Raw genomic sequence first — 22,315 nt, 5'->3', positions numbered from 1 at the left:
CCCTACCAGACCACCGGATGCGCTTCGCCGGTCTGCACGTTGATGAAGCCGAGCGGCGCCTGCTCGCACGGCGCCACCAGCACCCAGCTCCAGGGCGCACAGGTCAGCGTTGCAAACATGAGCCGCTCTGGGAATCCCGAATACCAGCGCGGACGGAACGTCGGCTCGTACATCCAGTCGACCTTGCGGCCTTCCGCATAGAGCGCCTGCATCTCGGCATCGAGCGCTTGCGCGGAACGACAGCTCATCAGCCCACCGACCTCGAAGCGTACGGTGGCAACGAGCTCACCCTCGCGCACCAGCGCCCATCCGCCCTGAAGCTCGATCAGCGCGTTGACTGCCTTTGCCATCGCCGCGTCGGACGAGCCGACCACCCAGATATTGTGCTTGTCGTGCGCCACCGAGCAGGCAACTGCCGTCTCCGGCGTGCGCGGTCCGCAGCCGCGCCAAAACATCTTGGCCACACGCCCGTCGCCGGAAAAGCGATCGACGATGGCAAATTTGGTGATGGCCTCGCTCTCGTCGCGCTGCACGGCACCGTCACGCACCGGCAGCTCGAGCGTGTAGAACTCGGGATGCCAATGGAAGGGGCGGATCACGGCCGCCTTCATCGTGCTTCGGCCGGGTTCGGCTCGCAGCTCGAAATCCTGAGACTTGACCGTGCGCTTGATGTTGACAGTCTTCGTTGCCCAATCCGGCCACTGGATGTCAGGCACCTTGCCGAGATAGCGCTTGCCGTCGGAAACCTGCGCGCCATCGGCCCACACTTCGGCAATCGTGAGCTTGGCAACATCCGAGAGCAGCACCACGTCGCCGAAACGCCCAGGAGCCAGGCTGCCGACGAACGGCGTAAGGCGCATGTGCCGCGCCGGATTGATGGTGAGACACTGGATTGCGATTTCAGGTGCAAGGCCGGCCTCGATCGCGACCCGCGCATTGTGATCGCTGGCGCCGAGCTCGAGCGTGTGGCTGGCGCTGCGGTCATCCGTGGTGAACGCGATCTGCGACCAGTCCTGAAGGCCCTTCGCGAGGAGCCATCTGACGATCTCGTCCATGGCATAAACGCGCAACTCGACGAACAGGCCGCGCGTGAGCTTGTCCCAGGTCTCCTCCGGCGTCTGCACTTCGTGGTCGGACGCGAGCCCGGCCGCGGCAAACGCGTTGATGGAGGGCAGATCACGCAGGCCGGAAGCATGGCCTTCGACAACTCCCCGCGCCGCGAACGTCGCCTCGATCATGCCCCAGAGCCGCTTGTAGGAGGGATTGTCTGGATTCCAAACCGCCGGCCAGTCCATGACTTCGTCGAGCCCGGTGACCATCAGGCTCTCGCCCATGAAGCGCGCCTGCTCGTCGTGGCCGTACCAACCGCCACCCCATTCGTAAGCCGTCGGCGGCACCGCCGAGCCCGGCTGCGGAAAGATTTTTAGCGGCGAGCCGCGGCGGCGTGCCTCGAACCAGAATTCGAGATTGCGCGCGCCGTTGACATTCGAGAATTCGTGGCTCGCCTCGCAGGTCCAGGTATTGCCATGCGGCAGCACCAGCGCCGCCTCCCATTCAGGCGTCAGATGCGAGCTTTCAATATGCTTGTGCACTTCGCCGAAGCCTGGGACAGCCGCAAGATCCGGCCGATGCACGCGCACGCGCGCGTCGCCGGGATAGCTGCCGGCCGGTCCAACCCAGGCGATGCGGCGGCCCTTGAAGACGATCTCCTGATCCTCATTCCAGGTGCGGCTGTGCACGTCGAGTAATTTGCCGACCCGCAAGGAGCGATCGGCCGGGCGGCGGCCGAGCGCCGTCAGCACCAGGTCCTGGCGGATGCGAACCTCGTCGGGCGCGTTGATCAGGAGATCATCGGGGATCGCGTTCATGGCTTGCCTCGCTCTACGCCAGCGCTTTCGCGCGCCGTGCTTCGCTTGCGCGGCGATTTTCCGGTCTTGCCGGCGCGCGCCCCAGCGGCATCGCGCCGACGGACATCCTTCAAAAGCGTCGTGAGCGCCCATTCGATCGCGTCGGCGATCTCGGCGCTGGACATGTCAAAGTCCTCGCGCATCGCATTCCAGGCCAGCACGTTGTTGAGATAGGACGCGAGCGCCTCCGCCTGGCGGACTTCCTTGGCGGGAAGATGCCGTACCAGCGGCGCCATTGCCTTGCGATGCTCGTCGATCAGGTGCCGCCGGAAGCCGGCGCGCACCGTCCGGCCCGCCCGCGTCATCGCAATGGCACGCGCCAGATGCGGATGACGGTCGAACCGCTTGCACAGCTTGCGGAAAATATCCGGCAGTTCGTCGGGCGAGGTGAAGGGAATATAGCTGAAGACGTTGTCCTCGATCCACTCGCCGGCCGCAACGAACAACTCCGCGCGGGTCTTGAAGTGGCGATAGATGGTTCGCTCGGCCACCTTGGCGCGCTTGGCCACCGCGGCCATGGAAACGTCGTCGGCCGCCTCGTCCTCCAGCGTCTGGACAAAAGCGGCGACGATGCGCTGCCGCGTCATCTCGGCATATTCGTCGCGAAGACTGGCGATATGTCGCTTTGCTGTACTCATGTCATAAGTCTGACATCAGACAAATTGGAGGGTCAAGCCGAGAGTTGAGGCAGGCCGCGCCGCAACAATGGGCGTCGGCCCCGCGCGTGGGGGCCGGCGCCCCACGCGAGCTCATCGATCGCCCGCCGCCTGAAATATGGACTTTTGCGCGTCGCCAAAATCGGATTTGCTCTGCCGAGAACTGCGCGCAACGGCGCCGCGCGGACGGCAAGGGAGCTGATCATGAACGGGCTCGGCGGGCTGAACAAATCTCCCAACGGCGTGGTTGTCGGACTTGTGCAGCTGCAACTGCCTAACGTCGTGACCCCCGCCGATCTGGCCAAGCAGGCCGAGCGCATCGTCTGGATGGTCGGCAAGGCGCGCCGCAATCTCTCCACCATGGATCTGGTGGTGTTCCCCGAATACTCGCTGCACGGCCTCTCGATGGACACCAATCCCGAGATCATGTGCCGGCTTGACGGACCGGAGGTCGCCGCCTTCAAGAAGGCCTGCGTCGACAACAAGATCTGGGGCTGCTTCTCCATCATGGAGTTCAACCCGCACGGCAATCCCTACAATTCCGGCCTGATCATCGACGATCACGGCGAGATCAAGCTCTACTACCGAAAACTTCATCCCTGGATTCCGGTCGAACCGTGGGAGCCCGGCGATATCGGCATTCCCGTGATCGAGGGACCGAAGGGCGCGAAGATCGCCCTGATCATCTGCCATGACGGCATGTTCCCGGAGATGGCGCGGGAATGCGCCTATAAGGGCGCCGAGATCATGATCCGCACTGCCGGCTACACCGCGCCTATCCGCGACGCCTGGCGCTTCACCAATCAGGCCAATTCGTTCCAGAACCTGATGGTCACGGCGAACGTCTGCATGTGCGGCTCGGACGGCTCGTTCGATTCCATGGGCGAAGGCATGATCGTCAATTTCGACGGCACCGTGCTGGCGCACGGCACCACCGGCCGCGCCGACGAGATCATCACCGCCGAGGTTCGTCCGGACCTCGTGCGCGAGGCCCGCATCAATTGGGGCGTCGAGAACAACATCTACCAGCTCTGGCACCGCGGCTATGTCGCGGTGAGGGGCGGCGCGATGGACTGCCCCTACACGTTCATGCAGGACATGGTCGCGGGCACCTTCCGATTGCCGTGGGAAGATCAGGTGAAGGTCACCGACGGCACCTCGTGCGGCTTCCCGGCCCCGACGCGGATGTTTGGTAGGACTGCCAAGGCGGCGGAATAGCCCCGGTTCCTCGGGCGTAACCGCGACATTCTGGCACGGTTGTTGCTCCTTTTTGACGTCCAAGACGCGTCAAAGGGGAGTTCTCATGTCGACAATCGCCGCGGCACCCGCCGTCGAGCCGAAGCCGCTTTACACCTCACTGTTCGTCCAGGTCCTGGCCGCGCTGGTACTTGGCGTCATCCTGGGGATGGCCGTCCCGGATTTCGCGATCGGGCTCAAGATTCTCAGCGACGCCTTCCTGAAGCTGATCTCGATGATCGTGGCGCCGATCGTGTTCTGCGTCGTCGTCCACGGCATTGCCGGTGCCGGCGACCTCAAGAAGGTCGGCCGGGTCGGCGTCAAGGCGCTGGTCTATTTCGAGGTCATGACGACGGTGGCCCTCGTGGTCGGCCTCCTTCTCGCTTATCTCTTCGGCCCCGGCCACGGCATGAACATCGATCCCTCGACGCTGGATGCCAAGGCGCTCAACACCTACGCCGACAACGCCCACAAGCTGTCCGGCGGCGGCATTGGCGCCTTCCTGATGAACGTGATCCCGACAACCTCCTTCGATGCGCTGTCGCGCAACGACGTGCTCCAGGTGCTGTTCTTCGCCGTGCTGTTCGGCGTCGGCCTCGCTCTGGTCGGCGGCGAGAAGGGCGCGCTCGTCACCTCCATCATCGACGCGGCCTCCACAGTGCTGTTCCGCATCATGGGGCTGATCGTCCGTGTCGCACCGCTCGGCGTACTCGGCGCGGTCGCCTACACCGTCGGCAAATACGGCGTGGGCTCCTTGAAGCAGCTCGTGTCGCTGGTGATGCTGTTCTACGTCTCGGTCGGCATCTTCGTGCTGGGCGTGCTCGGCGGCGTCATGGCGCTCGCGGGCATCAACATCCTCAAATTCCTCGCCTACCTGCGCGAGGAGCTCACCATCGTGCTCGCGACGGCGTCCTCGGACGCAGTGCTGCCGCAGATCATGAAGAAGCTGGAGCGGATGGGCGTGAAGGATTCCGTGGTCGGCCTCGTCATCCCGACCGGCTATTCCTTCAATCTCGATGCCTTCTCGATCTACCTGACGCTGGCCGTCGTCTTCATCGCCCAGGCGACCAATACGCCGCTATCGTTCGGCGATCTCCTGCTGGTGCTCGGCGTCTCGCTGATCACCTCAAAGGGAGCGCACGGCGTGCCGGGCTCGGCGATCGTGATCCTGGCCGCGACGCTGAACGCGGTGCCGAGCATCCCCGCGATCGGCCTGGTGCTGGTGCTGTCGGTCGACTGGTTCATCGGCATGGCCCGCGCACTCGGCAACCTCGTCGGCAACTGCGTGGCGACGGTCGTCGTCGCCGCGTGGGAAGGCGATCTCGACCGTGCCAAGGCTGCCAAGGTGCTCGAAGGCGGCGAGCTGGTGGACGTGACGGCGGGATAGTTCCGCCGATCAATCATTCCAGCGGAGGAGCGGCGTTCCATACGCCCTCCTCCAGACCGACAGGAAGCGCGGAAACCAGGAGTGGGCCACCGCGCCCTTGTAGGCCCAGGTGCGATATTTCAGGCCCTGCTCCGAGATCAGCTCCTGATAGCCGCCGTGGACTTCGGTCGCCGTGCGAATGTCCTTCAATATCCCTTGCGCGCAGGCCCGGTAGGTATCGCTCCCCGAGGCCTCATCGAAGTCCAGCATGCGATCGGCGAATTCGACATTGAACGTCGGCCACGACGAACGCCCCTGATAGGCCGGCGCCGCGATCTTGTGGATCATCTTGTTGCGAGGATTATCCGCCGACACCAGGAAGTGGAATGTGCTGGGGATGCGGAAGCGCGGCTCGGCGATGATCAGGTCGGCCGTCGCAGCAAACAGCGCGCGCTCGCTGGCATCGCTCATATTCCAGAAACCGCGGTGCACGCTGACGAAATCGAGCGCGACCAACGACACCGGCGCGCCCGCCGGACTATCCAGGGAATGCCTGATATAGCCGTCCTTGCCAAACAGGCGGAGCAGGTCCCTCTTGTACTGCGCGAGGTCGCGTCCGAGCAGCCGCTTCAGCTCGTTCTCGCCGACGATCCCGAGCTGCACGCCCCACAAGAACGTCGTGTAGACGCAGGCATTGGTGACGAAACGCCTGCGTTCGGCACGGGTATCCGTTGCCGCGGAGCGCGGTCCGCTGGCGTCGCACAGCAAATATCTGGTGCCGTCAGCCTCGAACGACTCCAGCTCGCTTGCAAGCTTCAGGATCGCACGCTTGAGGTCGGCGCCGTACTCGGCCAGCAACAGACGGCCGGCATGCGCGCATTGCGACATCGCCAGATAGGACGACGCCCTCTCCTCGGCAGAGAGCATCTGCTGGAGGCCGGCGATAATGCCGAGCAGCGTGTCCGAGGGCCGCGAGAAATAATTCACGCCGAGATACCGGCCGCGTCCCGCCGGAACGATGGTCGTCGTGACGACGTCGGCGCGGACCGCCTCCAGCAACAGACGAACGCTCTTTTCGAGAAGGCGGGCCCGGCGCACTGCGTCCTGCGCATCCATGATGGTTTCAGGATCGAGCACATCGGGATAGAACCAGGCGAAGTCGCGCGGATAATAGGCGGAGGCGTGCGGTGCGCCGGTGACGAGGAAGGCTTCGGTCACCGAAAAGGCGCTGTCCATCGAGTGCCGGTAAAGGTCCTCGATGGCCGACAACGAATGGGGCGATTGCCTCAGGAATCGATCACCAAGAAAATTGACGGCCTGGAGAGCGTTGGCGACAAAGGTCGCAGCCATCCCCTGATAAAACCGGTTCTCACGATGTGATGAAAAAGAGAAATCGCTGTTCATGTCCGTCAATCGGCTGATGTCTCGTGACCCTCGCGATGATGGCCACCATTTTAAACATGACTGATTCGTATCTCTACCCGGTGACTTGCGGGTTCGTGACGCTTGCCTCGGCCGCCCGCGGCCTGAAATTCTCGATCACCCTGAGCAGCACCCGTGCGCCGGCGTCGGCATCGGCAAGCTCGACGTGCTCGTCCGGGTGATGGCTGATGCCGCCGCGGCAGCGGACGAAGATCATGCCGACATCGGCGATATCGATCATGGCCATGCCGTCATGGCCTGCCCCGCTCGGCAGCTCGTACACGGAGAGACCTTCCGCAGCGATCGCCTGCGCGATCTGCTGCTTCAGCCAGGGTGCGCAGGGCGCGGTGCGATTCTCGTGGGTGACATCGAGCTGGAGGGCCAGTTGTCTGCGCTTTGCAATCGCCTCGATCTGGCGGACGACGTCGGCAACCGCGCGCTTGCGGTGCATGTCGGTCGGCGCGCGCATGTCGATGGTGAACGACACTTCGCCCGGAATGACATTGGTCGCGCCCGGCCTCGCCTGGATGTAGCCGACAGTGCCAACGAGGCCGTCCACGTCGGTGCGGCAGAACTGCTCGATGGCGCCGATGCATTCGGCAGCGCCGGCGAGCGCGTCCCGGCGTAGCGCCATCGGCACCGTTCCGGCGTGACCGGCCATGCCGGTCAGCTGCGCGGCAAGCCGCGTTGCGCCAGCGATCGCGGTGACAACGCCGACCGGGAGGTTCTGCGCTTCCAGCACCGGTCCCTGCTCGATATGCAATTCGAGATAGGCGAGCAGCTCGCGCCGAGCCCGCGCGGCGGCGCCGACATGGTCGGGATCGAGCCCAAACTGAACGAGTGCATCGCGCATCGACACGCCGTCACGATCGCGCGTGTTCAGGACGCTCTCGTCAAAGGTGCCGGCCACCGCACGGCTGCCGAGCAGGGTCGAGGCAAAGCGCACCCCCTCCTCGTCGGCGAAGCCGATGATCTCGATCGCAAACGGCAGGCGCTTGCCGCGGCGATTGAGATCGGCGACGCAGGCGATCGCGGTGATCACTCCAAGCGGCCCGTCCCATTTGCCGGCATCGCGCACGGTGTCGTAATGCGAGCCGAGCATCAGGCAGGGCGCGCCCTGCCGCTCACCTTCATACCGGCCACAGACATTGCCGATCGCATCGAGATGCGCGCTCATGCCGGCGTCACGCATCCAGCCCAGGATCAGGTCCGCGGCCGTGCGTAATTCCTTGCTGAGGTAGACGCGGGTGAGCTTGTCGGGCTCTTCCGAGATCGCAGCAAGCTCGTTGACGCGGCGGACGATCTCCTTGCCGAGCGATGCATCATGAACAGTACCAGCACCCATCTCGGCGAGCTTTCCATCTTCTGAGGACCACGGCAGCGGTCCTGACGACAATCGATACAAGTTCGGTGCCAGCGAAAATCCTCCGGCGCCACCCGAGTCAGCGCGTGGTTAGCATGAATGCGCCTTGTCGGCCGACCGTCCGAAGCCAGTCATGCACATGTGGGGAGCCGGTTAAGACTGCTTAACTCCACTGCATACAATTACAGGATAGTGCCTATAAATTAATCTGCTGCTTTCCTCGCCAAGTTCTTGATGCAGATTATATCATATGTATTTCAGATACTTATGAAGAATTGCACTCTTCCTAGTCTCTGGCACGAAGCTTGCGACATCTGATCCCGGCTCCGCCAGGCCGGCGCAGCCGCGAGATCAAGGCGGGTCATCCGCCAAGGGGAGCGAGCAATGGATATTGGCAGGATTTCACGACGTCATTTGTTGCAGGGCGGCGCGGCCCTCACCCTCGGCGCGGCGGCGGGCCTCCGCCCGGCCTTCGCGGCCGAGACCACCATCGGCTTCATCTATGTCGGCTCGCGCGACGACTATGGCTACAACCAGGCGCATGCGCAGGGCGCGGCGGCACTGAAGAAGATTCCCGGCCTCAAGGTGGTCGAGGAGGAGAAAGTGCCGGAGACCGACGCGGTCGAGAAGACGATCGAGTCCATGATCAATCTCGATGGCGCCACCCTGCTCTTCCCGACCTCGTTCGGCTACTACAATCCGCACATGATCAAGATGGCCAGCAAGTACCCGAAGCTGCGCTTCGAGCACTGCGGCGGCCTCTGGAGCGACAAGGATCCCAAGAACGCCGGCAGCTATTTCGGCTACATCGACGAGGCCCAGTACATCTCGGGCATCGTCGCGGGCCTGACATCGAAGAGCGGCAAGCTCGGCTTTGTCGCCGCCAAGCCGATCCCGCAGGTGCTGCGCAACATCAACGCCTTCACGCTTGGCGCCAAGTCCGTCAATCCAAAGGCCACCACGCAGGTGATCTTCACCGGCGACTGGTCGATGCCGGTCAAGGAGGCCGAAGCCACCAACAGCCTGATCGACCAGGGCGTGGACGTGCTCACCTGTCACGTCGACGGCCCCAAGACCATGGTCGAGAACGCCGCGCGGCGCGGCGCTTTCGTCTGCGGCTATCACACCAACCAGTCGGCGCTGGCACCCAAGGCCTATCTCACCGGCGCCGAGTGGAACTGGGAAGCGCTCTATCCGAAGTTCGTCAAGATGATCGCCGCCGGCGAGGGCATCCCGAATTTCTACCGCGGCGGCCTGAAGGAAGAGATCGTGAAGGTCTCGCCCTACGGCGAAGCTGTCTCGGCCGAGGCGCGCAAGGCGGCCGACGAAGCCAAGGCAAAATTCCTGTCTGCGGAGGGGTTTGCCATCTTCAAGGGCGGCCTCGTCGACAACAAGGGCAAGACGGTGATCGCCACCGGCACCGACCGAGGCCAGAAGGATCCTGAACTCGAGAAGATGGACTACCTCGTCGAAGGCGTGATCGGAGCGACTTCGTGACCGCGGAAACGGCGGATTCCACGGAAGCGGTCGGGACAGTTGCCCCGGCCGCCGATTCCGGCTTCCTCCAGCGTTACGGCGGCACGATCGAGTATGTCCTGATCCCGGGCGCGGCGCTCGCCGGCGCGCTCGCGGTGTTCGGCATCTTCGTCGCGATGTTCGGCAAGAACCCGCTCGATCTCTATTTCTACATGTATTACGGCGCGTTCGGCACCTGGTTCTCCTGGCAGAACACGCTGACGCGCGCGGCGCCCCTGATCCTCACCGCGCTCTGCACGGCGCTGCCGGCGCAACTCGGCATGGTCATCATCGGCGGCGAAGGCGCGCTGCTGATCGGCGCACTGTCGGCGACCAGCGCCGCGCTCATGCTTCAGGGCATGCCGCCCTTCGTCGTGCAGATCGCCATGGTCTGCGCTGGCGTAATCGGCGGCGGCTCGTGGATCATGCTCTCCGGCGCCTTGCGGCAATATCGCGGCGTCAACGAAACCATCTCGAGCCTGCTGCTCGTCTACATCGCCCTCGCGATCCTCAACCATCTCGTCGAGGGGCTGATGCGCGATCCCGCCAGCCTCAACAAGCCGTCGACGCGTGAGATCGGCGCCGCCAACATGATCGGCTCCATTCCCGGCACCGACGTGCATTGGGGTCTCGTCTTCGGCCTGATCGCCGCGATCGCCTCTTACATTCTGATCTATCACACCGTGTTCGGCTTCGCCGCGCGGGTTGCGGGCGGCAACATTCGCGCTGCGAAGATCGTCGGCCTCGGGGTCAGCAAGCTGATCCTGACCGTCTGCTTCCTCGCCGGCGGCGCGGCGGGTCTTGCCGGCATGGTCGAGGTCGCCGCCGTGCAGGGGCGCACCAACGCCAACCTTGCAGCGGGCTACGGCTTCACCGGCATCCTCGTCGCCTTCCTCGCACGGCAAAATCCGCTCGCAATCATTCCGGTCGCGATCCTGCTCGGCGGCATCAGCGCCAGCGGCGGCCTGCTGCAGCGCCGTCTCGGATTGCCCGATGCGTCCGTGCTGGTGCTGCAGGGCATCATCTTCGTCTTCGTGCTCGCCAGCGATGCGCTCTACGGCCGCATCGGATTCCTGAAAGGCAAGTCCTGATGGCGGACGGATCGATCGGCCTCTGGACCGTCCCGCTCGCCGTGCTGGGCGGCGCCATTCGCGTCTCCACCCCGTTCCTGTTCGTGAGCCTGGGGGAATGCATCACCGAGCGCTCCGGCCGCATCAATCTCGGCCTCGAAGGCACGCTGGTGATGGGCGCGATGAGCGCCTATGGCATCTCCTATCTCACCGGCTCCCCGTGGCTCGGGGTGCTCGCCGCGGGCATCACCGGCGCGCTGCTGGGCGCACTGCATGCCGGCATCTGCTCGCTGCCGCGCGTCAATGACGTTGCGGTCGGCATCGCCTTGATGCTGTTCGGCACCGGCCTCGCCTTCTATCTCGGCAAGCCGCTGATCGAGCCGACCGCGCCGCGACTGCCCGCGATCGATTTCGGTTGGTGGAGCGACATCCCTCAGGTGCGCGCCGCGCTGCGCATCAACGTGCTGTTCCTGATCGGAGTCGCGCTGGCGCCGATCCTTTATTGGGCCTTCCGCACCACGCGCTGGGGTCTTCTGATCCGCACCGCCGGCGAGAGCTCTGATGCCGCGCGCGCGATGGGCCATTCCGTGCTGCTGATCCGCCTGCGCGCCACCATGGTCGGCGGCTTCCTCGCCGGCATCGGCGGCTCGTTCCTGTCGCTGTTCTATCCCGGAAGCTGGAACGAGGGCCTCTCCTCGGGCCAGGGCATCACCGCCGTTGCGCTCGTGATCTTCGCGCGCTGGGATCCCCTGCTCTGCCTCTGGGCCTCACTCGCCTTCGGCGGTGCCGCGGCGCTGGGACCGGCACTGCAATCGGTCGGCGTCACCTCCGGCTATCACCTCTTCAACGCCGCGCCCTACATCCTGACGCTGGCGATCATGATCATCACCTGCTCGCCGAAGCGCACGCTGACCGGCGCGCCCGCCGAACTCTCGATCACACGGTAACACGCACGAGGTCGTCCATGCCCGAGCGCTACATCAAGTCCGAACCCTATGCCTGGCCCTACAACGGTGATCTCTGCCCCGAGAACACCGCGCTGATCATCATCGACATGCAGACCGATTTCTGCGGCGTCGGCGGCTATGTCGACAAGATGGGCTATGACCTCTCGCTGACGCGGGCGCCGATCGAGCCGATCAAGAGGCTGCTCGCCGCGATGCGGAGCCAAGGCTTTCACATCATCCATACCCGCGAGGGCCATCGCCCCGATCTCTCCGACCTGCCCGCCAACAAGCGCTGGCGCTCGCGCCAGATCGGCGCCGGCATCGGCGACCCCGGCCCGTGCGGCCGCATCCTGGTGCGCGGCGAGCCTGGCTGGGACATCATCGAGGAGCTGGCGCCACTGCCTGGCGAGCCCATCATCGACAAGCCCGGCAAAGGCTCGTTCTGCGCCACCGATCTCGAGCTGATCCTGCGCGTCCGCGGCATCGAGAACATCGTGCTATCAGGCATCACCACCGACGTCTGCGTCCACACCACCATGCGCGAGGCCAACGACCGCGGCTTCGAATGCGTGCTGCTGCACGATTGCTGCGGCGCCACCGACAAGAGCAACCACGATCACGCGCTGAAGATGATCAAGATGCAAGGCGGTGTGTTCGGAGCGGTCTCGACGTCGGACGCCTTCATCGGAGCGATTTCGTGATCATCGGCGAAACGCCACCGCCGTCAGGTGCCTTCGGCGTCGATGCCATCGCCATGACCATGCGCTTCGGCGACTTCCTGGCACTGGACAATGTCGAGCTGAAGGTGCGGCCAGGCTCGTTCCACGCCCTGCTCGGCGAGAACGGCGCCGGCAAGTCGACCCTCGTCAAATGCATCATGGGCTACTACCACGCAACCGAAGGCGACATCATCGTCGGCGGCCGCGAGCAGGCCATCGCCAATCCAAAGGACGCGCACGCGCTCGGCCTCGGCATGGTCTACCAGCATTTCACGCTTGTGCCGGCCATGACGGTTGCCGAAAATCTCGTGCTGGCGCGCGACAATGTGCCGGCCATGGTGAACTGGCCCAAGGAGATGAAGGAGCTCGAGGGGTTCCTGGCGCGGATGCCCTTCAAGGTGCCACTCTCCGCCAAGGTCTCCGACATCTCCGCCGGCGAGCGCCAAAAGTGCGAGATCCTGAAGCAGCTCTATCTGAAGCGCCGCTTCCTGATCCTGGACGAGCCGACCTCGGTGCTGACGCCGGCGGAAGCGGACGAAGTGCTCGGCATGCTCCGCGATATGGTGGTCAGGGGCGAGCTGACCATCCTGATGATTACGCACAAGTTCCGCGAGGTCATGGCCTTCGCCGACGAGGTCACCATCCTGCGCCGCGGCAAGCTCGCCGGCGCCGGCAAGGTCGCCGAACTGACGCCGGATGCGATGGCGCGCACCATGATCGGCGCCGAAGAGCTGACCGTGCAGCCGCCGCGCACCGGCGAAGCCGGACAGGCGCGGCTGGAACTTGAGAAGGTTCGCGCGCTCGACGATGCCGGCGCCGTTGCCGTGCACGATGTCTCGCTCACGGTGCGCGCCGGCGAGATCGTCGGCATCGCCGGCGTCTCCGGTAACGGCCAGCGCCAGCTCGTCGAGGTGCTCGCCGGCCAGCGCGAGGCCGAGAGCGGCGAGGTGCGCGTGGCGGGCGATCCCTATCACGCCAGCCGCGAGGAGATGCGGCGCCACAGGATGTCGCTGCTGCCCGAAGAGCCGCTGAAGAACGCCTGCGTCGGCGGCATGAGCGTCGCCGACAACATCGCCTTCCGCGAGTTCGACCGTGCGCCCTTTGCAAGCGGTGGCTGGTGGCTCAATCGCAGCGCCTTCCGCAGCGACGCCAGGAAGAAGATCGGCCAGTACAAGATCAAGACCCGCTCGCCGGACACGCCGATCTCGGCGCTGTCGGGCGGCAACGTGCAGCGCGCCGTGCTCGCCCGCGAGCTCGGCGGCGACGTCGAGGTGCTGATCGCGGCCAATCCCTGCTTCGGCCTCGATTTCGCGGCGGTCGCGCAGATCCACGCCGAGATCATGGCGGCCCGCAACCGCGGCGCCGCGGTTCTGCTCGTCAGCGAGGATCTCGACGAACTGCTCGAACTGTCTGATAGGCTGGTGGTGATGTTCCACGGCGAATTCGTGTATGAAGCACGGACCAGCGAAGCCGATCTCACCGTAGTCGGCCGGCACATGGCGGGACATTGAACGGAGGACCGATGGACGACGCATCAGGGCGCGACGAGCACTTTCTGCGCCTGTCCTTCGCGGTCGCCCGCCGTTCCCTCACCCACGGCAACCATCCCTTCGGCTGTATCGTCGTCGATACCGACGGCAAGGTGCTAATCGAGACCGAGAACGGCTACATGCCGGATCACGACGGCACCGCGCATGCCGAGCGCCTCGCAGCAACCCAGGCCTGCCGTACGCTCGACCGCGATGTGCTGGCCAAAGCCACGCTCTATTCCTCGGCCGAGCCCTGCGCCATGTGTGCCGGCGCAATCTATTGGGCCGGCATCGGCCGCGTCGTCTATGGCCTCAGCGAGCACCGCCTGCGCGGCGTCACCGGCAACCATCCGGAGAACCCGACGCTGGACCTGCCCTGCCGCGAGGTGTTTGCAAGCGGCCAGCGCCCGACGGAGGTCCTCGGACCGCTGCTCGAAGACGAGGCCGAAGCCCTGCACGATGGCGTTTGGACGAAGTAGGTACCCAGCAAACAGTGCCGTAGGGTGGGCAAAGGCGCCCTTGCGCCGTGCCCACGATCTGACTTCAACATCGGTAGACGTCGTGGGCACGCTTCCCTTTGCCCACCCTACGGCAGCTTTCTCCTTGGCAAACACGAATGACGCCGCGCATCCCTGCGCGGCGCCATCCGAACCTTGGAGAGCGTCAGTCGATCAGAACTTCACAGTGACGCCACCATAGACGGTCGACTCGGTGCAGCTCTTGGTGCTCTGGCCGGTCGCGGCGATGGTGCAGACGCCGGGCATGGCGTTGTGGTCGAGGCCGAACTTGTTCTGCCAGTAGCGGTAGGAGACCCAGAGGTCGACGAAGTGCGAGTACTTGTCACCCCAGACCGCCTTCGAGGCGTCGAAGGTCAGGCGGATCGGTTCGCTGTTCAGCTCGGTCTTCGAAGCGGTCGAGAACCGGCCGACGCCCGAGAGCGCGGGCAGGCCGTTGGAGTCGCCCTTCGGACCGTACCAGCCGGCGCGGCCGCTGATCGACCAGAACTGCATGTTCGGCGGCAGGAAGCCGAGGTCCATGTAGTAGTTGATTTCGACGGCCCAGGTCGGACGATAGCTGACATTGCCGTCCGAGTTACAGGTCACGCCCGGCACGCCCGGTCCGAACAAGCCGCACTGGGTGAAGGCGTTGTGGTTCAGGAACTCGTAGTACATCAAGGGCGCGACGTTGAAGTAGCCCTTGTAGGGAAGGTCGAAAGCGAACTGCAGACCGGCGACGACGTCGCGCTTGGCCGGCGCGAGGAAGTTGTTCTCCGTGTTGCCGTCCATACCGACTTCGAACGAGATGTTGTGCAGCGGTCCCATGGTGAAGGCCTTGGTGTTGAACAGCTCGTTCCAGCCGAAGGTCGAGCGGAACAGGCCGTAGATCTCGGTCGCGCCGGCGCAGTCGGCGGCACCGCCGGTAATGGTCACGCCGGGCGCGACGCAAGGGCTGGCAGGGTCGTTCTTGCCCGACTTGAACATCGAGATGGTGAAGAAGTTGGTGCCGTAGGCCCAGAGGTCGAAGTGCGTGAAGGAGTAAACCTGCTTGGCGGTGGTGCCGTTGATGCTGCCATCGGGACGGACGCTCCACATGCCGGGATCGGTGCCCTTGGGCATCCAGGAGAACGTGACGCGATTGTCGATCACCAGGAAGAACGGAAGGTCCGGCGCCTTCTTGGCGGCCTTGACCGGCAAGTCCGCCGCGTGAGCCCAGCCGCCGATGGCCAGCGTAGCAAGTGACAGCGCCGTTGCTGCAATTGCCTTGAAACGAAACGACATCCTGAATACCCCCAAGTTTGGACACGTAAAAATGAACGCCCTTGGGTGCGACACTTGCGCCGATATCCCGGAGTGAGAAGCCTCAACTTTTTTCAAGGCATGCCGCTTGTTTCGGCAGTGGACGACGCCTCCCTTCGAGATTTTGAGTGCATTTGCGGGCCATGCGCATTGTCCCCGCGGCTGGCCATTGCCAGACATTCCCATTTGATTTTGTTCGCATTTCGTGTCGAACGAACAAGGCGGGCCGAATTACCGACGGCGCATGATGCGGCGATCCGACATTGCATACGCGTTCTGGCGCGATTTTGCTCAACGTCAGGTCAAGGCTGCACAGTGGGTTCCGATTTGGTTTGTACCGTCACAAATTTGCAACAGGCGTCGCGCGCGAGCACCGCCCTCATCGGACGGTCCGAAGGGCGCGCGAGCACGATCCGCGCCCGGCGAGAGCCACGACTCGCCGACACCACGCGCCTGCCGAAGCGTTGAGCAAGGGATGACGCTTTTTCACACCTTACGCGGCGGTTCAAACTAGCCCACTATTGAGGCACTTCATCCCATGCAAGCGCATCAGCGAATGTTAGATCCGACGCCTAACGGCCTGCATTCCGGCGAGTCCCCGTTGCTTCAGACGCTCGGGCTCACCAAGCGCTATGGCGATTTCCTCGCCAACGATTCCATCGATATCGACATCTGGCCCAAGGAGATTCACGCTCTGCTCGGCGAGAACGGCGCCGGCAAGTCGACGCTGGTCAAGGCGATCTACGGGCTGATCCAGCCGAGTGCCGGCGAGATCCGCTGGCAGGGCGAGCGAATCGTGCTGTCAGGCCCGTCCGAAGCGCGCAGCCGCGGTATCGGCATGGTGTTCCAGCACTTCTCGCTGTTCGACAATCTCACCGTCGCCGAGAACGTCGCGCTCGGCCTCGACGGCAAGGAGTCCTTCAAGGACATGTCGGCGCGGCTGGAGCAGGTGTCGAAGACCTATGGACTGCCGCTCGATCCCAAACGCGAGGTCTGGCAATTATCGGTCGGCGAGCGCCAGCGCATCGAGATCGTCCGCGCCCTGATGCAGGACCCGAAATTTCTGATCCTGGACGAGCCCACCGCGGTGCTGACGCCGCAGGAGGCCGACCAGCTCTTCATCGTGCTGGAGCGCCTCAAGGCCGAAGGCCGCGCCATCCTCTATATCAGCCACAAGCTGGAGGAGGTGAAGCGTCTCTGCGACACCGCAACGATCCTGCGCGGCGGCAAGAAGGTCGAGACCTGCAATCCCCGGCTTGAGACCGCAGCTTCGCTCGCCCGCATGATGGTCGGCGGCGAGATCAAGGAAGTGAAGGCTCCCGCCGGCCGGCAGACGACGGTGCCGCGCCTCGTCGTCAACGATCTCTCGCTCGCGCCGAGCGAGGCCCACGGCGTGCGGCTCGAGCATATCTCGTTCGAACTGAAGGGCGGCGAGATCCTCGGCATCGCCGGCGTCGCCGGCAACGGCCAGGACGAGCTCTTTGCCGCGCTCTCCGGCGAGCGGCTGTCCAGGGATCCCGGCACGGTGGTGATCGAGGGTATCGCCGCCGGCCACCTCTCGATCACCCAGCGGCGCAAGCTCGGCGCGGCCTTCGTACCCGAGGAGCGGCTCGGCCACGGCACCGCGCCACGCATGAAGCTGTCGGAGAACGCACTGCTCACGGGGCACGCCGCGAGTGGCATGGTCCATCACGGCTTCATCGACACCGCGGCCACGCTGAAGACCGTCGACCGCGCAACCGAGACGTTCGACGTCCGCAAGGCCAAGCGCGATCCCGAGGCCGCGAGCCTGTCCGGCGGCAATCTGCAGAAGTTCATCGTGGGACGCGAGATCCTGCGCAACCCGGCGGTGCTGGTGGTGAGCCAGCCGACCTGGGGCGTCGACGCCGGCGCCGCCGCGGTGATCCGCCAGGCGCTGCTCGATCTCGCCACCGCAGGCGCGGCCGTGCTGGTGACCAGCCAGGACCTCGACGAGCTCGCGGAGATCGCCGACCGCATCGCCGTGATGTTCCACGGCCGGCTCTCGGCCCCGCTCGCGACGAATGAAGCGACGCGCGAAAAGCTCGGCCTGCTCATGGGCGGCAGCAGCCTGGAGCCGAAGGAGGCCGCGCATGCAGTTGGTGCTTGAGAAGCGCGCCGAGCGCTCTGGCACGATCGCGCTGGTCTCGCCGCTGATCGCGATCGGCCTGACGATCGTCACCATGGTCATCCTGTTCGCGATCCTCGGCAAGAATCCGCTGCTCGCGCTGCATGCCTATTTCATCGCGCCTCTCACCGACAGCTATTCGCTGCAGGAGATCGCGGTGAAGGCGACACCGCTGGTGATGATCGCGATCGGCCTGTCGCTCTGTTATCTCGCCAACGCCTGGAACATCGGCGCCGAGGGGCAATTCCTGATCGGCGCAGTCGCCGGAAGCTGGATCGCTGTGAAGACGCAGGGCACCGATGCCGGCGCCTGGGTTCTCCCGGCGATGCTCGTGCTGGCAGCCGCTGCAGGCGCGCTCTATGCGCTGATCCCGGCGATCTGCAAGGTGAAGTTCGGCGCCAGCGAGATCCTGACCAGCCTGATGCTGGTCTATGTCGCCGATCTCTTTCTCGACTATCTCGTGCGCGGTCCCTGGCGCGATCCCCACGGCTTCAATTTCCCGACCACGGCCGAGTTCGATCCGGTCGCGACGGTGCCGCTGCTGATCGAAGGCGGGCGGCTGCATCTCGGCTCGATCATCGCCCTGCTCGTCGTCGCGGCGGCCGCCATCCTGCTCGGGCGCACCATCAAGGGTTTTGAGATCCGCGTGGTCGGTGCCGCACCGCGCGCAGCACGGTTCGGCGGTTTCAACGCGAACCAGCTGATCATCCTGACCTTCGCCGTCTCCGGTGCACTCGCGGGTCTCGCCGGCATCATCGAGGTCGCGGGTCCCGTCGGGCACCTCCAGCCCGGCATCTCGCCCGGCTACGGCTTTACCGCGATCATCGTCGCCTTCCTCGGCCGGCTGAATCCGCTTGGAATATTAATTGCAGGCCTTTTTCTCGCACTGACCTTTATCGGCGGCGAGCAGGCGCAGATCGCGATGAAGATCCCGTTGGATGTCACCAAGGTGTTTCAGGGCATTCTGCTGTTCTACGTGCTCGCCTGCGACTCGCTCATTCTCTACCGCTTCAAGCTGGTGTTCCCGAACCGACAGGTGGCCCGTGGAACTCATTGAAGCCATCATCCTCGCGATACTCGCCGCATCGACGCCGCTGCTGATCGCCGCGACCGGCGAGCTCGTGACCGAACGCTCCGGCGTGCTCAATCTCGGCGTCGAGGGCATGATGATCGTCGGCGCGGCCTGCGGCTTTGCCGGTGCGTGGCTCACCGGCTCGATTCTGATCGGCGCACTGTTCGGCATCGTGGCGGGCACGCTGATGTCACTGGTGTTCGCATTGATGGCGCTCGGGCTCGCCGTCAACCAGGTTGCGACCGGCCTCGCACTGACCATTCTCGGCATCGGACTGTCAGGCCTGATCGGCGCCGGTTTCGTCGGCGAGCGCATCACGCCGGCCGCGCATCTTTACGTTCCCGGCCTAACCGACATTCCGCTGATCGGCCGCGTGCTGTTCGGCGAGGACGGCTTCGTCTATTTCTCGGTCGCATTGATCGTCGGCGTCTGGTGGTTCCTGTACCGCACGCGGGCGGGATTGGTCCTGCGCGCCTGCGGCGACAACCACGTCTCCGCGCATGCGCTCGGCTATCCCGTGCTGCGCATCCGCACCTTCGCCGTGATGTTCGGCGGCGCCTGCGCCGGACTTGCCGGCGCCTATCTGCCGCTCGCCTATACGCCCTTCTTCATTCCCGGCATGACCGCTGGCCGCGGCTGGATCGCACTGGCACTGGTGGTGTTCGCGTCCTGGCGGCCCGGCCGGCTCGTGGTCGGCGCTTATCTGTTCGGCGCGGTGACGATCCTGCAACTGCATGCGCAAGGCTGGGGCGTCGGCATTCCCTCGCAATTCATGTCGGCGCTGCCTTACCTCGCGACCGTCATCGTGCTGGTCCTGCTTTCCCGCGCGCGCACCGGCGGCTCGACCGCGCCGGCCGCGCTCGGCACCGTGTTCGTGCCTGACCGCTGAGTTTCATTTCCGCGGCATGCGCGATGGGGCGCGCACGCTGCGGATCGTGGCTTTCCCCTGATGTTTGGAGATTGATGATGAGGAAATCACTTCTTGCGCTGGCTTCCGGCCTTTTGCTTGCCGGGAGCGTCAGCGCAGCCTCCGCCGCCGACAAGCTGAAGGTCGGCTTCATCTACTTGGGTCCGATCGGAGACCTCGGCTGGACCTACCAGCATGACGTCGGCCGACAGGCGCTGGTGAAAGAATTGGGCGACAAGATCGAGACAACCTATCTCGAGAACGTGCCCGAAGGCCCCGACGCTGAGCGCGCCATCGAGCAGCTCGTTCGCGCCGGCAACAAGCTGATCTTCACCACATCGTTCGGCTACATGGACCCGACGCTCAAGGTCGCCAAGAAGTATCCGAACGTGCATTTCGAGCACGCCACCGGCTACAAGCGCGACAAGAACATGTCGACCTATTCGGCCAAATGGTACCAGGGCCGCTACATCCAGGGCCTGATCGCGGCCAAGATGTCGAAGTCCGGCGTGCTCGGCTATATCGGCTCGTTCCCGATTCCCGAGGTCGTCTCCGGCATCAACGCGACGATCCTGGCGGCGCAGACCATCAACCCGAACATCAAGGTCAAGATCATCTGGGCCAACACCTGGTTCGACCCGGGCAAGGAGGCCGACGCCGCCAAGGCGCTGATCGACCAGGGCGCCGACGTCATCATGCAGCACACGGATTCGCCGGCCGCGATGCAGATCGCCAGCGAGCGCGGCAAGCTCGCCTTCGGCCAGGATTCCGAGATGATCAAGTTCGGGCCCAAGACCCAGCTGACCTCGATCCTCGATACCTGGGGCCCCTACTACATCGAACGCGTCAAGGCCGAGCTGGCCGGAACCTGGAAGTCCGAAGACACCTGGGGCGGCCTCGACAGCCACATGTTCGCGATGGCGCCCTACACCAACATGCCTGACGACGTGAAGAAGATGGCCGAGGATGCCCAGGCCGCGATCACCGCGGGCAAGCTGCACCCGTTCAAGTGCCCGGTCATTGGGCAGGACGGCAAGGAGGTCGAGTGCAAGGGCGGCGCCAACCTCGCTGACGGCCAGATCCTCGGCATGAATTTCTACGTGAAGGGCATCGACGACAAGCTGCCGGGCAAGTAGCACGCTTCTTGCATTGCCTAAATCACCTGCTCCTCCCGGAGGAGGTTCGGAGGGGGTGGCCAGAAGCACCCGGCACTTGTGGTCGCCCCCTCTTTCAATTTTCGGTCTTACTATCCCGCCTGCATGGCCCGCGCCGCCGAACTGTGGCGGCGGATGAGATCGGCGACATCCAGGCCCGGGATGGCCCCGTCGATCACCGCCCATTGTCCCGCCACCATGACCCGGTCGGCCAGATGCGCCCCGCACAGCACCAGCGCGGCCAGCGGATCGCCATGGCCGGAGAAGCGCAGCTCGTCGAGCTTGAACAGCGCCAGGTCCGCCGCCTTGCCGACCGCGATCTCGCCGAGCTCCGAGCGGCCGACGCAGGCCGCCGAGCCCTTGGTGGCCCAGCGCAGCGCATCCTTGTGGCTGACCTTGGTCACGCCGTAGCGCGCCCGTTGCAGCAGGAACGCCGCACGCACCTCCTGCATCAGGTTCGATCCGTCATTCGAGGCCGAGCCGTCGACCCCGATGCCGATGCCGACGCCGGCCTCCTCCATCTCGCAGACTGGGCAGCACCCGGACGCCAGCAGCTGGTTGCTGCAGGCGCAATGGCTGACGGTCGTGCCGGCCTTGCCGAGCCGCTTCATCTCGTCCGGATTGAAGAAGATTCCGTGAGCGAGCCAGGTCCGCGCGTTGAGCCAGCCGCATTGCTCGAGATAGTCGAGCGGACGGCAGCCATACATCTGCTGGCAGAATCTGTTCTCGTCCTCGGTCTCGGCGAGATGGGTGTGCAGGCGCACATCGAGCTTGTCGGCGAGGTCGGCGGTGGCGCGCATCAGCGACGTCGTCACCGAGAACGGCGAGCACGGCGCCAGTGCGATCTGCACCATCGCATCCGCGCCGCGCTGGTGATGCTTTGCGACCACGCGCGCGCTGTCGGCCAGGATCGTGTCCTCGTCCTGCACGACGCTGTCGGGCGGCAGGCCGCCGTCGCGCTGCGACAGGTTCATCGAGCCGCGCGTGAGCAGCACGCGCATGCCGAGCCGCTTTGCGACGCCGACTTCGATGTCGACGGACTCCTCGAGGCCCGCCGGAAAGACGTAATGATGATCCGTCGTCGTGGTGCAGCCCGAGAGCAGCAGCTCGGACATCGCCACGGTGACGCCGAGTTCCAGCCGCTCCGGCGTCAGCTTCGCCCACACCGGATAGAGCGCCTGGAGCCAGGGAAACAGCTCGCGGTCCATCGCCGCCGGCAGCGCCCGCGTCAGCGTCTGGTAGAAGTGATGATGCGTGTTGATGAGGCCCGGCAGCACGACATGCTCGCCCGCGTCGAACACCGCTACATCCGCGGTCGCAGGCGTGACGCCGGCCGGCACGAGCTCGACGATCCGGCCATCCCTGACCACGATTCCACGCTCGGCACCGTCGGCGAGGATAGCCAGCGGATCCCTGATCCAGATCGGCTTTGCATCGCTCATGAGCCTGCTTTCTCCTCACATCTGCTGACGACAGACCTGCGAGCCGGACGCCAGCCCGAACAGGGTCG

At 64.8% G+C, this 22,315-nt stretch carries 18 protein-coding genes; 12 read left to right on the top strand and 6 right to left on the bottom strand.

All coding sequences use genetic code 11. From position 1 onward, the window contains the following. Positions 1-2: 2 nt before the first annotated feature. Entirely contained in the window at positions 3-1,868 is a 1,866-nt protein-coding gene (locus N2603_RS14445; RefSeq protein WP_260389332.1) for an adenine deaminase, read from the bottom strand. Next, positions 1,865-2,545, bottom strand: coding sequence for a TetR/AcrR family transcriptional regulator (locus tag N2603_RS14440; protein ID WP_260389331.1), 681 nt, complete (start codon positions 2,543-2,545; stop codon positions 1,865-1,867). Before N2603_RS14440 ends, N2603_RS14445 begins: the two co-directional genes overlap by 4 nt. A gap of 222 nt (positions 2,546-2,767) precedes the next feature. On the opposite strand from N2603_RS14440, the gene N2603_RS14435 reads away from it, so the two are divergent. After that, the gene (locus tag N2603_RS14435) at positions 2,768-3,781 is read left to right on the top strand and encodes a formamidase (protein ID WP_260389330.1); all 1,014 of its coding nucleotides are present in this window, start codon (positions 2,768-2,770) and stop codon (positions 3,779-3,781) included. Positions 3,782-3,866: 85 nt separating this feature from the next. Further along, positions 3,867-5,186, top strand: a complete 1,320-nt coding sequence (locus N2603_RS14430; protein WP_260389329.1) for a dicarboxylate/amino acid:cation symporter — start codon at positions 3,867-3,869, stop codon at positions 5,184-5,186. A gap of 9 nt (positions 5,187-5,195) precedes the next feature. Here the strand turns inward: N2603_RS14430 and N2603_RS14425 are convergent, their stop codons facing one another. Together N2603_RS14425 and N2603_RS14420 are read right to left on the bottom strand one after the other, a co-directional pair. Continuing rightward, positions 5,196-6,569: a hypothetical protein gene (locus N2603_RS14425; RefSeq protein WP_260389328.1), complete on the bottom strand. Its 1,374-nt coding sequence runs from the start codon at positions 6,567-6,569 to the stop codon at positions 5,196-5,198. Between the two features lie 73 nt (positions 6,570-6,642). Further along, positions 6,643-7,932 (bottom strand): allantoate amidohydrolase, encoded by a 1,290-nt coding sequence (locus N2603_RS14420; protein WP_260389327.1) that lies wholly within the window; start codon positions 7,930-7,932, stop codon positions 6,643-6,645. Positions 7,933-8,334: 402 nt separating this feature from the next. Here N2603_RS14420 and N2603_RS14415 point away from each other — a divergent pair, with 402 nt between their 5' ends. From N2603_RS14415 to N2603_RS14390, 6 genes are read left to right on the top strand one after another with little or no spacing between them, the layout of a single operon-like run. After that, positions 8,335-9,447 carry a BMP family ABC transporter substrate-binding protein gene (locus N2603_RS14415; RefSeq protein ID WP_018644805.1) on the top strand — a complete coding sequence of 371 codons (1,113 nt, stop codon included), beginning with the start codon at positions 8,335-8,337 and terminating at the stop codon, positions 9,445-9,447. Continuing rightward, a complete protein-coding gene (locus N2603_RS14410; protein WP_260389326.1) occupies positions 9,444-10,556 on the top strand; it encodes an ABC transporter permease in 1,113 nt (370 codons plus the stop codon). Before N2603_RS14415 ends, N2603_RS14410 begins: the two co-directional genes overlap by 4 nt. Beyond that, the gene (locus tag N2603_RS14405; protein WP_145661734.1) at positions 10,556-11,482 is read left to right on the top strand and encodes an ABC transporter permease; all 927 of its coding nucleotides are present in this window, start codon (positions 10,556-10,558) and stop codon (positions 11,480-11,482) included. Before N2603_RS14410 ends, N2603_RS14405 begins: the two co-directional genes overlap by 1 nt. Positions 11,483-11,499: 17 nt before the next feature. Further along, positions 11,500-12,183 carry a biuret amidohydrolase gene (biuH, locus tag N2603_RS14400; protein WP_260389325.1) on the top strand — a complete coding sequence of 228 codons (684 nt, stop codon included), beginning with the start codon at positions 11,500-11,502 and terminating at the stop codon, positions 12,181-12,183. Next, entirely contained in the window at positions 12,180-13,712 is a 1,533-nt protein-coding gene (locus tag N2603_RS14395) for an ABC transporter ATP-binding protein (RefSeq protein ID WP_260389324.1), read from the top strand. The genes biuH and N2603_RS14395 overlap by 4 nt, the downstream gene beginning before the upstream one ends. 11 nt (positions 13,713-13,723) lie before the next feature. Then, positions 13,724-14,209, top strand: a complete 486-nt coding sequence (locus N2603_RS14390; RefSeq protein WP_260389323.1) for a nucleoside deaminase — start codon at positions 13,724-13,726, stop codon at positions 14,207-14,209. 192 nt (positions 14,210-14,401) lie between these two features. On the opposite strand, the gene N2603_RS14385 is transcribed toward N2603_RS14390, so the two are convergent. Continuing rightward, the gene (locus tag N2603_RS14385) at positions 14,402-15,508 is read right to left on the bottom strand and encodes a hypothetical protein (protein ID WP_260389322.1); all 1,107 of its coding nucleotides are present in this window, start codon (positions 15,506-15,508) and stop codon (positions 14,402-14,404) included. Positions 15,509-16,082: 574 nt separating this feature from the next. Between N2603_RS14385 and N2603_RS14380 the strand changes: the two genes are divergently transcribed. The 4 genes from N2603_RS14380 to N2603_RS14365 all read left to right on the top strand — a co-directional run bounded on the left by N2603_RS14380 (position 16,083) and on the right by N2603_RS14365 (position 20,787). Further along, entirely contained in the window at positions 16,083-17,654 is a 1,572-nt protein-coding gene (locus N2603_RS14380; protein ID WP_260389321.1) for an ABC transporter ATP-binding protein, read from the top strand. Then, a complete protein-coding gene (locus N2603_RS14375; protein WP_260389320.1) occupies positions 17,638-18,729 on the top strand; it encodes an ABC transporter permease in 1,092 nt (363 codons plus the stop codon). The genes N2603_RS14380 and N2603_RS14375 overlap by 17 nt, the downstream gene beginning before the upstream one ends. After that, positions 18,716-19,633, top strand: a complete 918-nt coding sequence (locus N2603_RS14370; RefSeq protein WP_260389319.1) for an ABC transporter permease — start codon at positions 18,716-18,718, stop codon at positions 19,631-19,633. Before N2603_RS14375 ends, N2603_RS14370 begins: the two co-directional genes overlap by 14 nt. Positions 19,634-19,710: 77 nt before the next feature. Beyond that, entirely contained in the window at positions 19,711-20,787 is a 1,077-nt protein-coding gene (locus N2603_RS14365) for a BMP family ABC transporter substrate-binding protein (protein WP_026312272.1), read from the top strand. A 110-nt stretch (positions 20,788-20,897) separates the two neighbouring features. Here N2603_RS14365 and N2603_RS14360 read toward each other — a convergent pair whose 3' ends face one another. Beyond that, the gene (locus N2603_RS14360) at positions 20,898-22,247 is read right to left on the bottom strand and encodes an 8-oxoguanine deaminase (RefSeq protein ID WP_260389318.1); all 1,350 of its coding nucleotides are present in this window, start codon (positions 22,245-22,247) and stop codon (positions 20,898-20,900) included. Positions 22,248-22,315: the final 68 nt, after the last annotated feature.

The sequence above is a fragment of the Bradyrhizobium huanghuaihaiense genome (genome assembly GCF_025200885.1).
GTDB classification, from domain to species: domain Bacteria; phylum Pseudomonadota; class Alphaproteobacteria; order Rhizobiales; family Xanthobacteraceae; genus Bradyrhizobium; species Bradyrhizobium huanghuaihaiense.
This window is presented reverse-complemented; position numbering and strand designations above follow the sequence as displayed.

Excerpts from the sequence above, each read along its gene's own strand:
- N2603_RS14390 (WP_260389323.1), top strand. The coding sequence starts at position 13,724 with ATGGACGACGCATCAGGGCGCGACGAGCACTTTCTGCGCCTGTCCTTC.
- N2603_RS14365 (WP_026312272.1), top strand. The coding sequence starts at position 19,711 with ATGAGGAAATCACTTCTTGCGCTGGCTTCCGGCCTTTTGCTTGCCGGG.
- N2603_RS14415 (WP_018644805.1), top strand. The coding sequence starts at position 8,335 with ATGGATATTGGCAGGATTTCACGACGTCATTTGTTGCAGGGCGGCGCG.
- N2603_RS14430 (WP_260389329.1), top strand. The coding sequence starts at position 3,867 with ATGTCGACAATCGCCGCGGCACCCGCCGTCGAGCCGAAGCCGCTTTAC.
- N2603_RS14420 (WP_260389327.1), bottom strand. The coding sequence starts at position 7,932 with ATGGGTGCTGGTACTGTTCATGATGCATCGCTCGGCAAGGAGATCGTC.
- N2603_RS14405 (WP_145661734.1), top strand. The coding sequence starts at position 10,556 with ATGGCGGACGGATCGATCGGCCTCTGGACCGTCCCGCTCGCCGTGCTG.
- N2603_RS14440 (WP_260389331.1), bottom strand. The coding sequence starts at position 2,545 with ATGAGTACAGCAAAGCGACATATCGCCAGTCTTCGCGACGAATATGCC.
- N2603_RS14360 (WP_260389318.1), bottom strand. The coding sequence starts at position 22,247 with ATGAGCGATGCAAAGCCGATCTGGATCAGGGATCCGCTGGCTATCCTC.
- N2603_RS14385 (WP_260389322.1), bottom strand. The coding sequence starts at position 15,508 with ATGTCGTTTCGTTTCAAGGCAATTGCAGCAACGGCGCTGTCACTTGCT.
- biuH (WP_260389325.1), top strand. The coding sequence starts at position 11,500 with ATGCCCGAGCGCTACATCAAGTCCGAACCCTATGCCTGGCCCTACAAC.
- N2603_RS14445 (WP_260389332.1), bottom strand. The coding sequence starts at position 1,868 with ATGAACGCGATCCCCGATGATCTCCTGATCAACGCGCCCGACGAGGTT.
- N2603_RS14435 (WP_260389330.1), top strand. The coding sequence starts at position 2,768 with ATGAACGGGCTCGGCGGGCTGAACAAATCTCCCAACGGCGTGGTTGTC.
- N2603_RS14425 (WP_260389328.1), bottom strand. The coding sequence starts at position 6,569 with ATGAACAGCGATTTCTCTTTTTCATCACATCGTGAGAACCGGTTTTAT.
- N2603_RS14380 (WP_260389321.1), top strand. The coding sequence starts at position 16,083 with ATGTTAGATCCGACGCCTAACGGCCTGCATTCCGGCGAGTCCCCGTTG.
- N2603_RS14375 (WP_260389320.1), top strand. The coding sequence starts at position 17,638 with ATGCAGTTGGTGCTTGAGAAGCGCGCCGAGCGCTCTGGCACGATCGCG.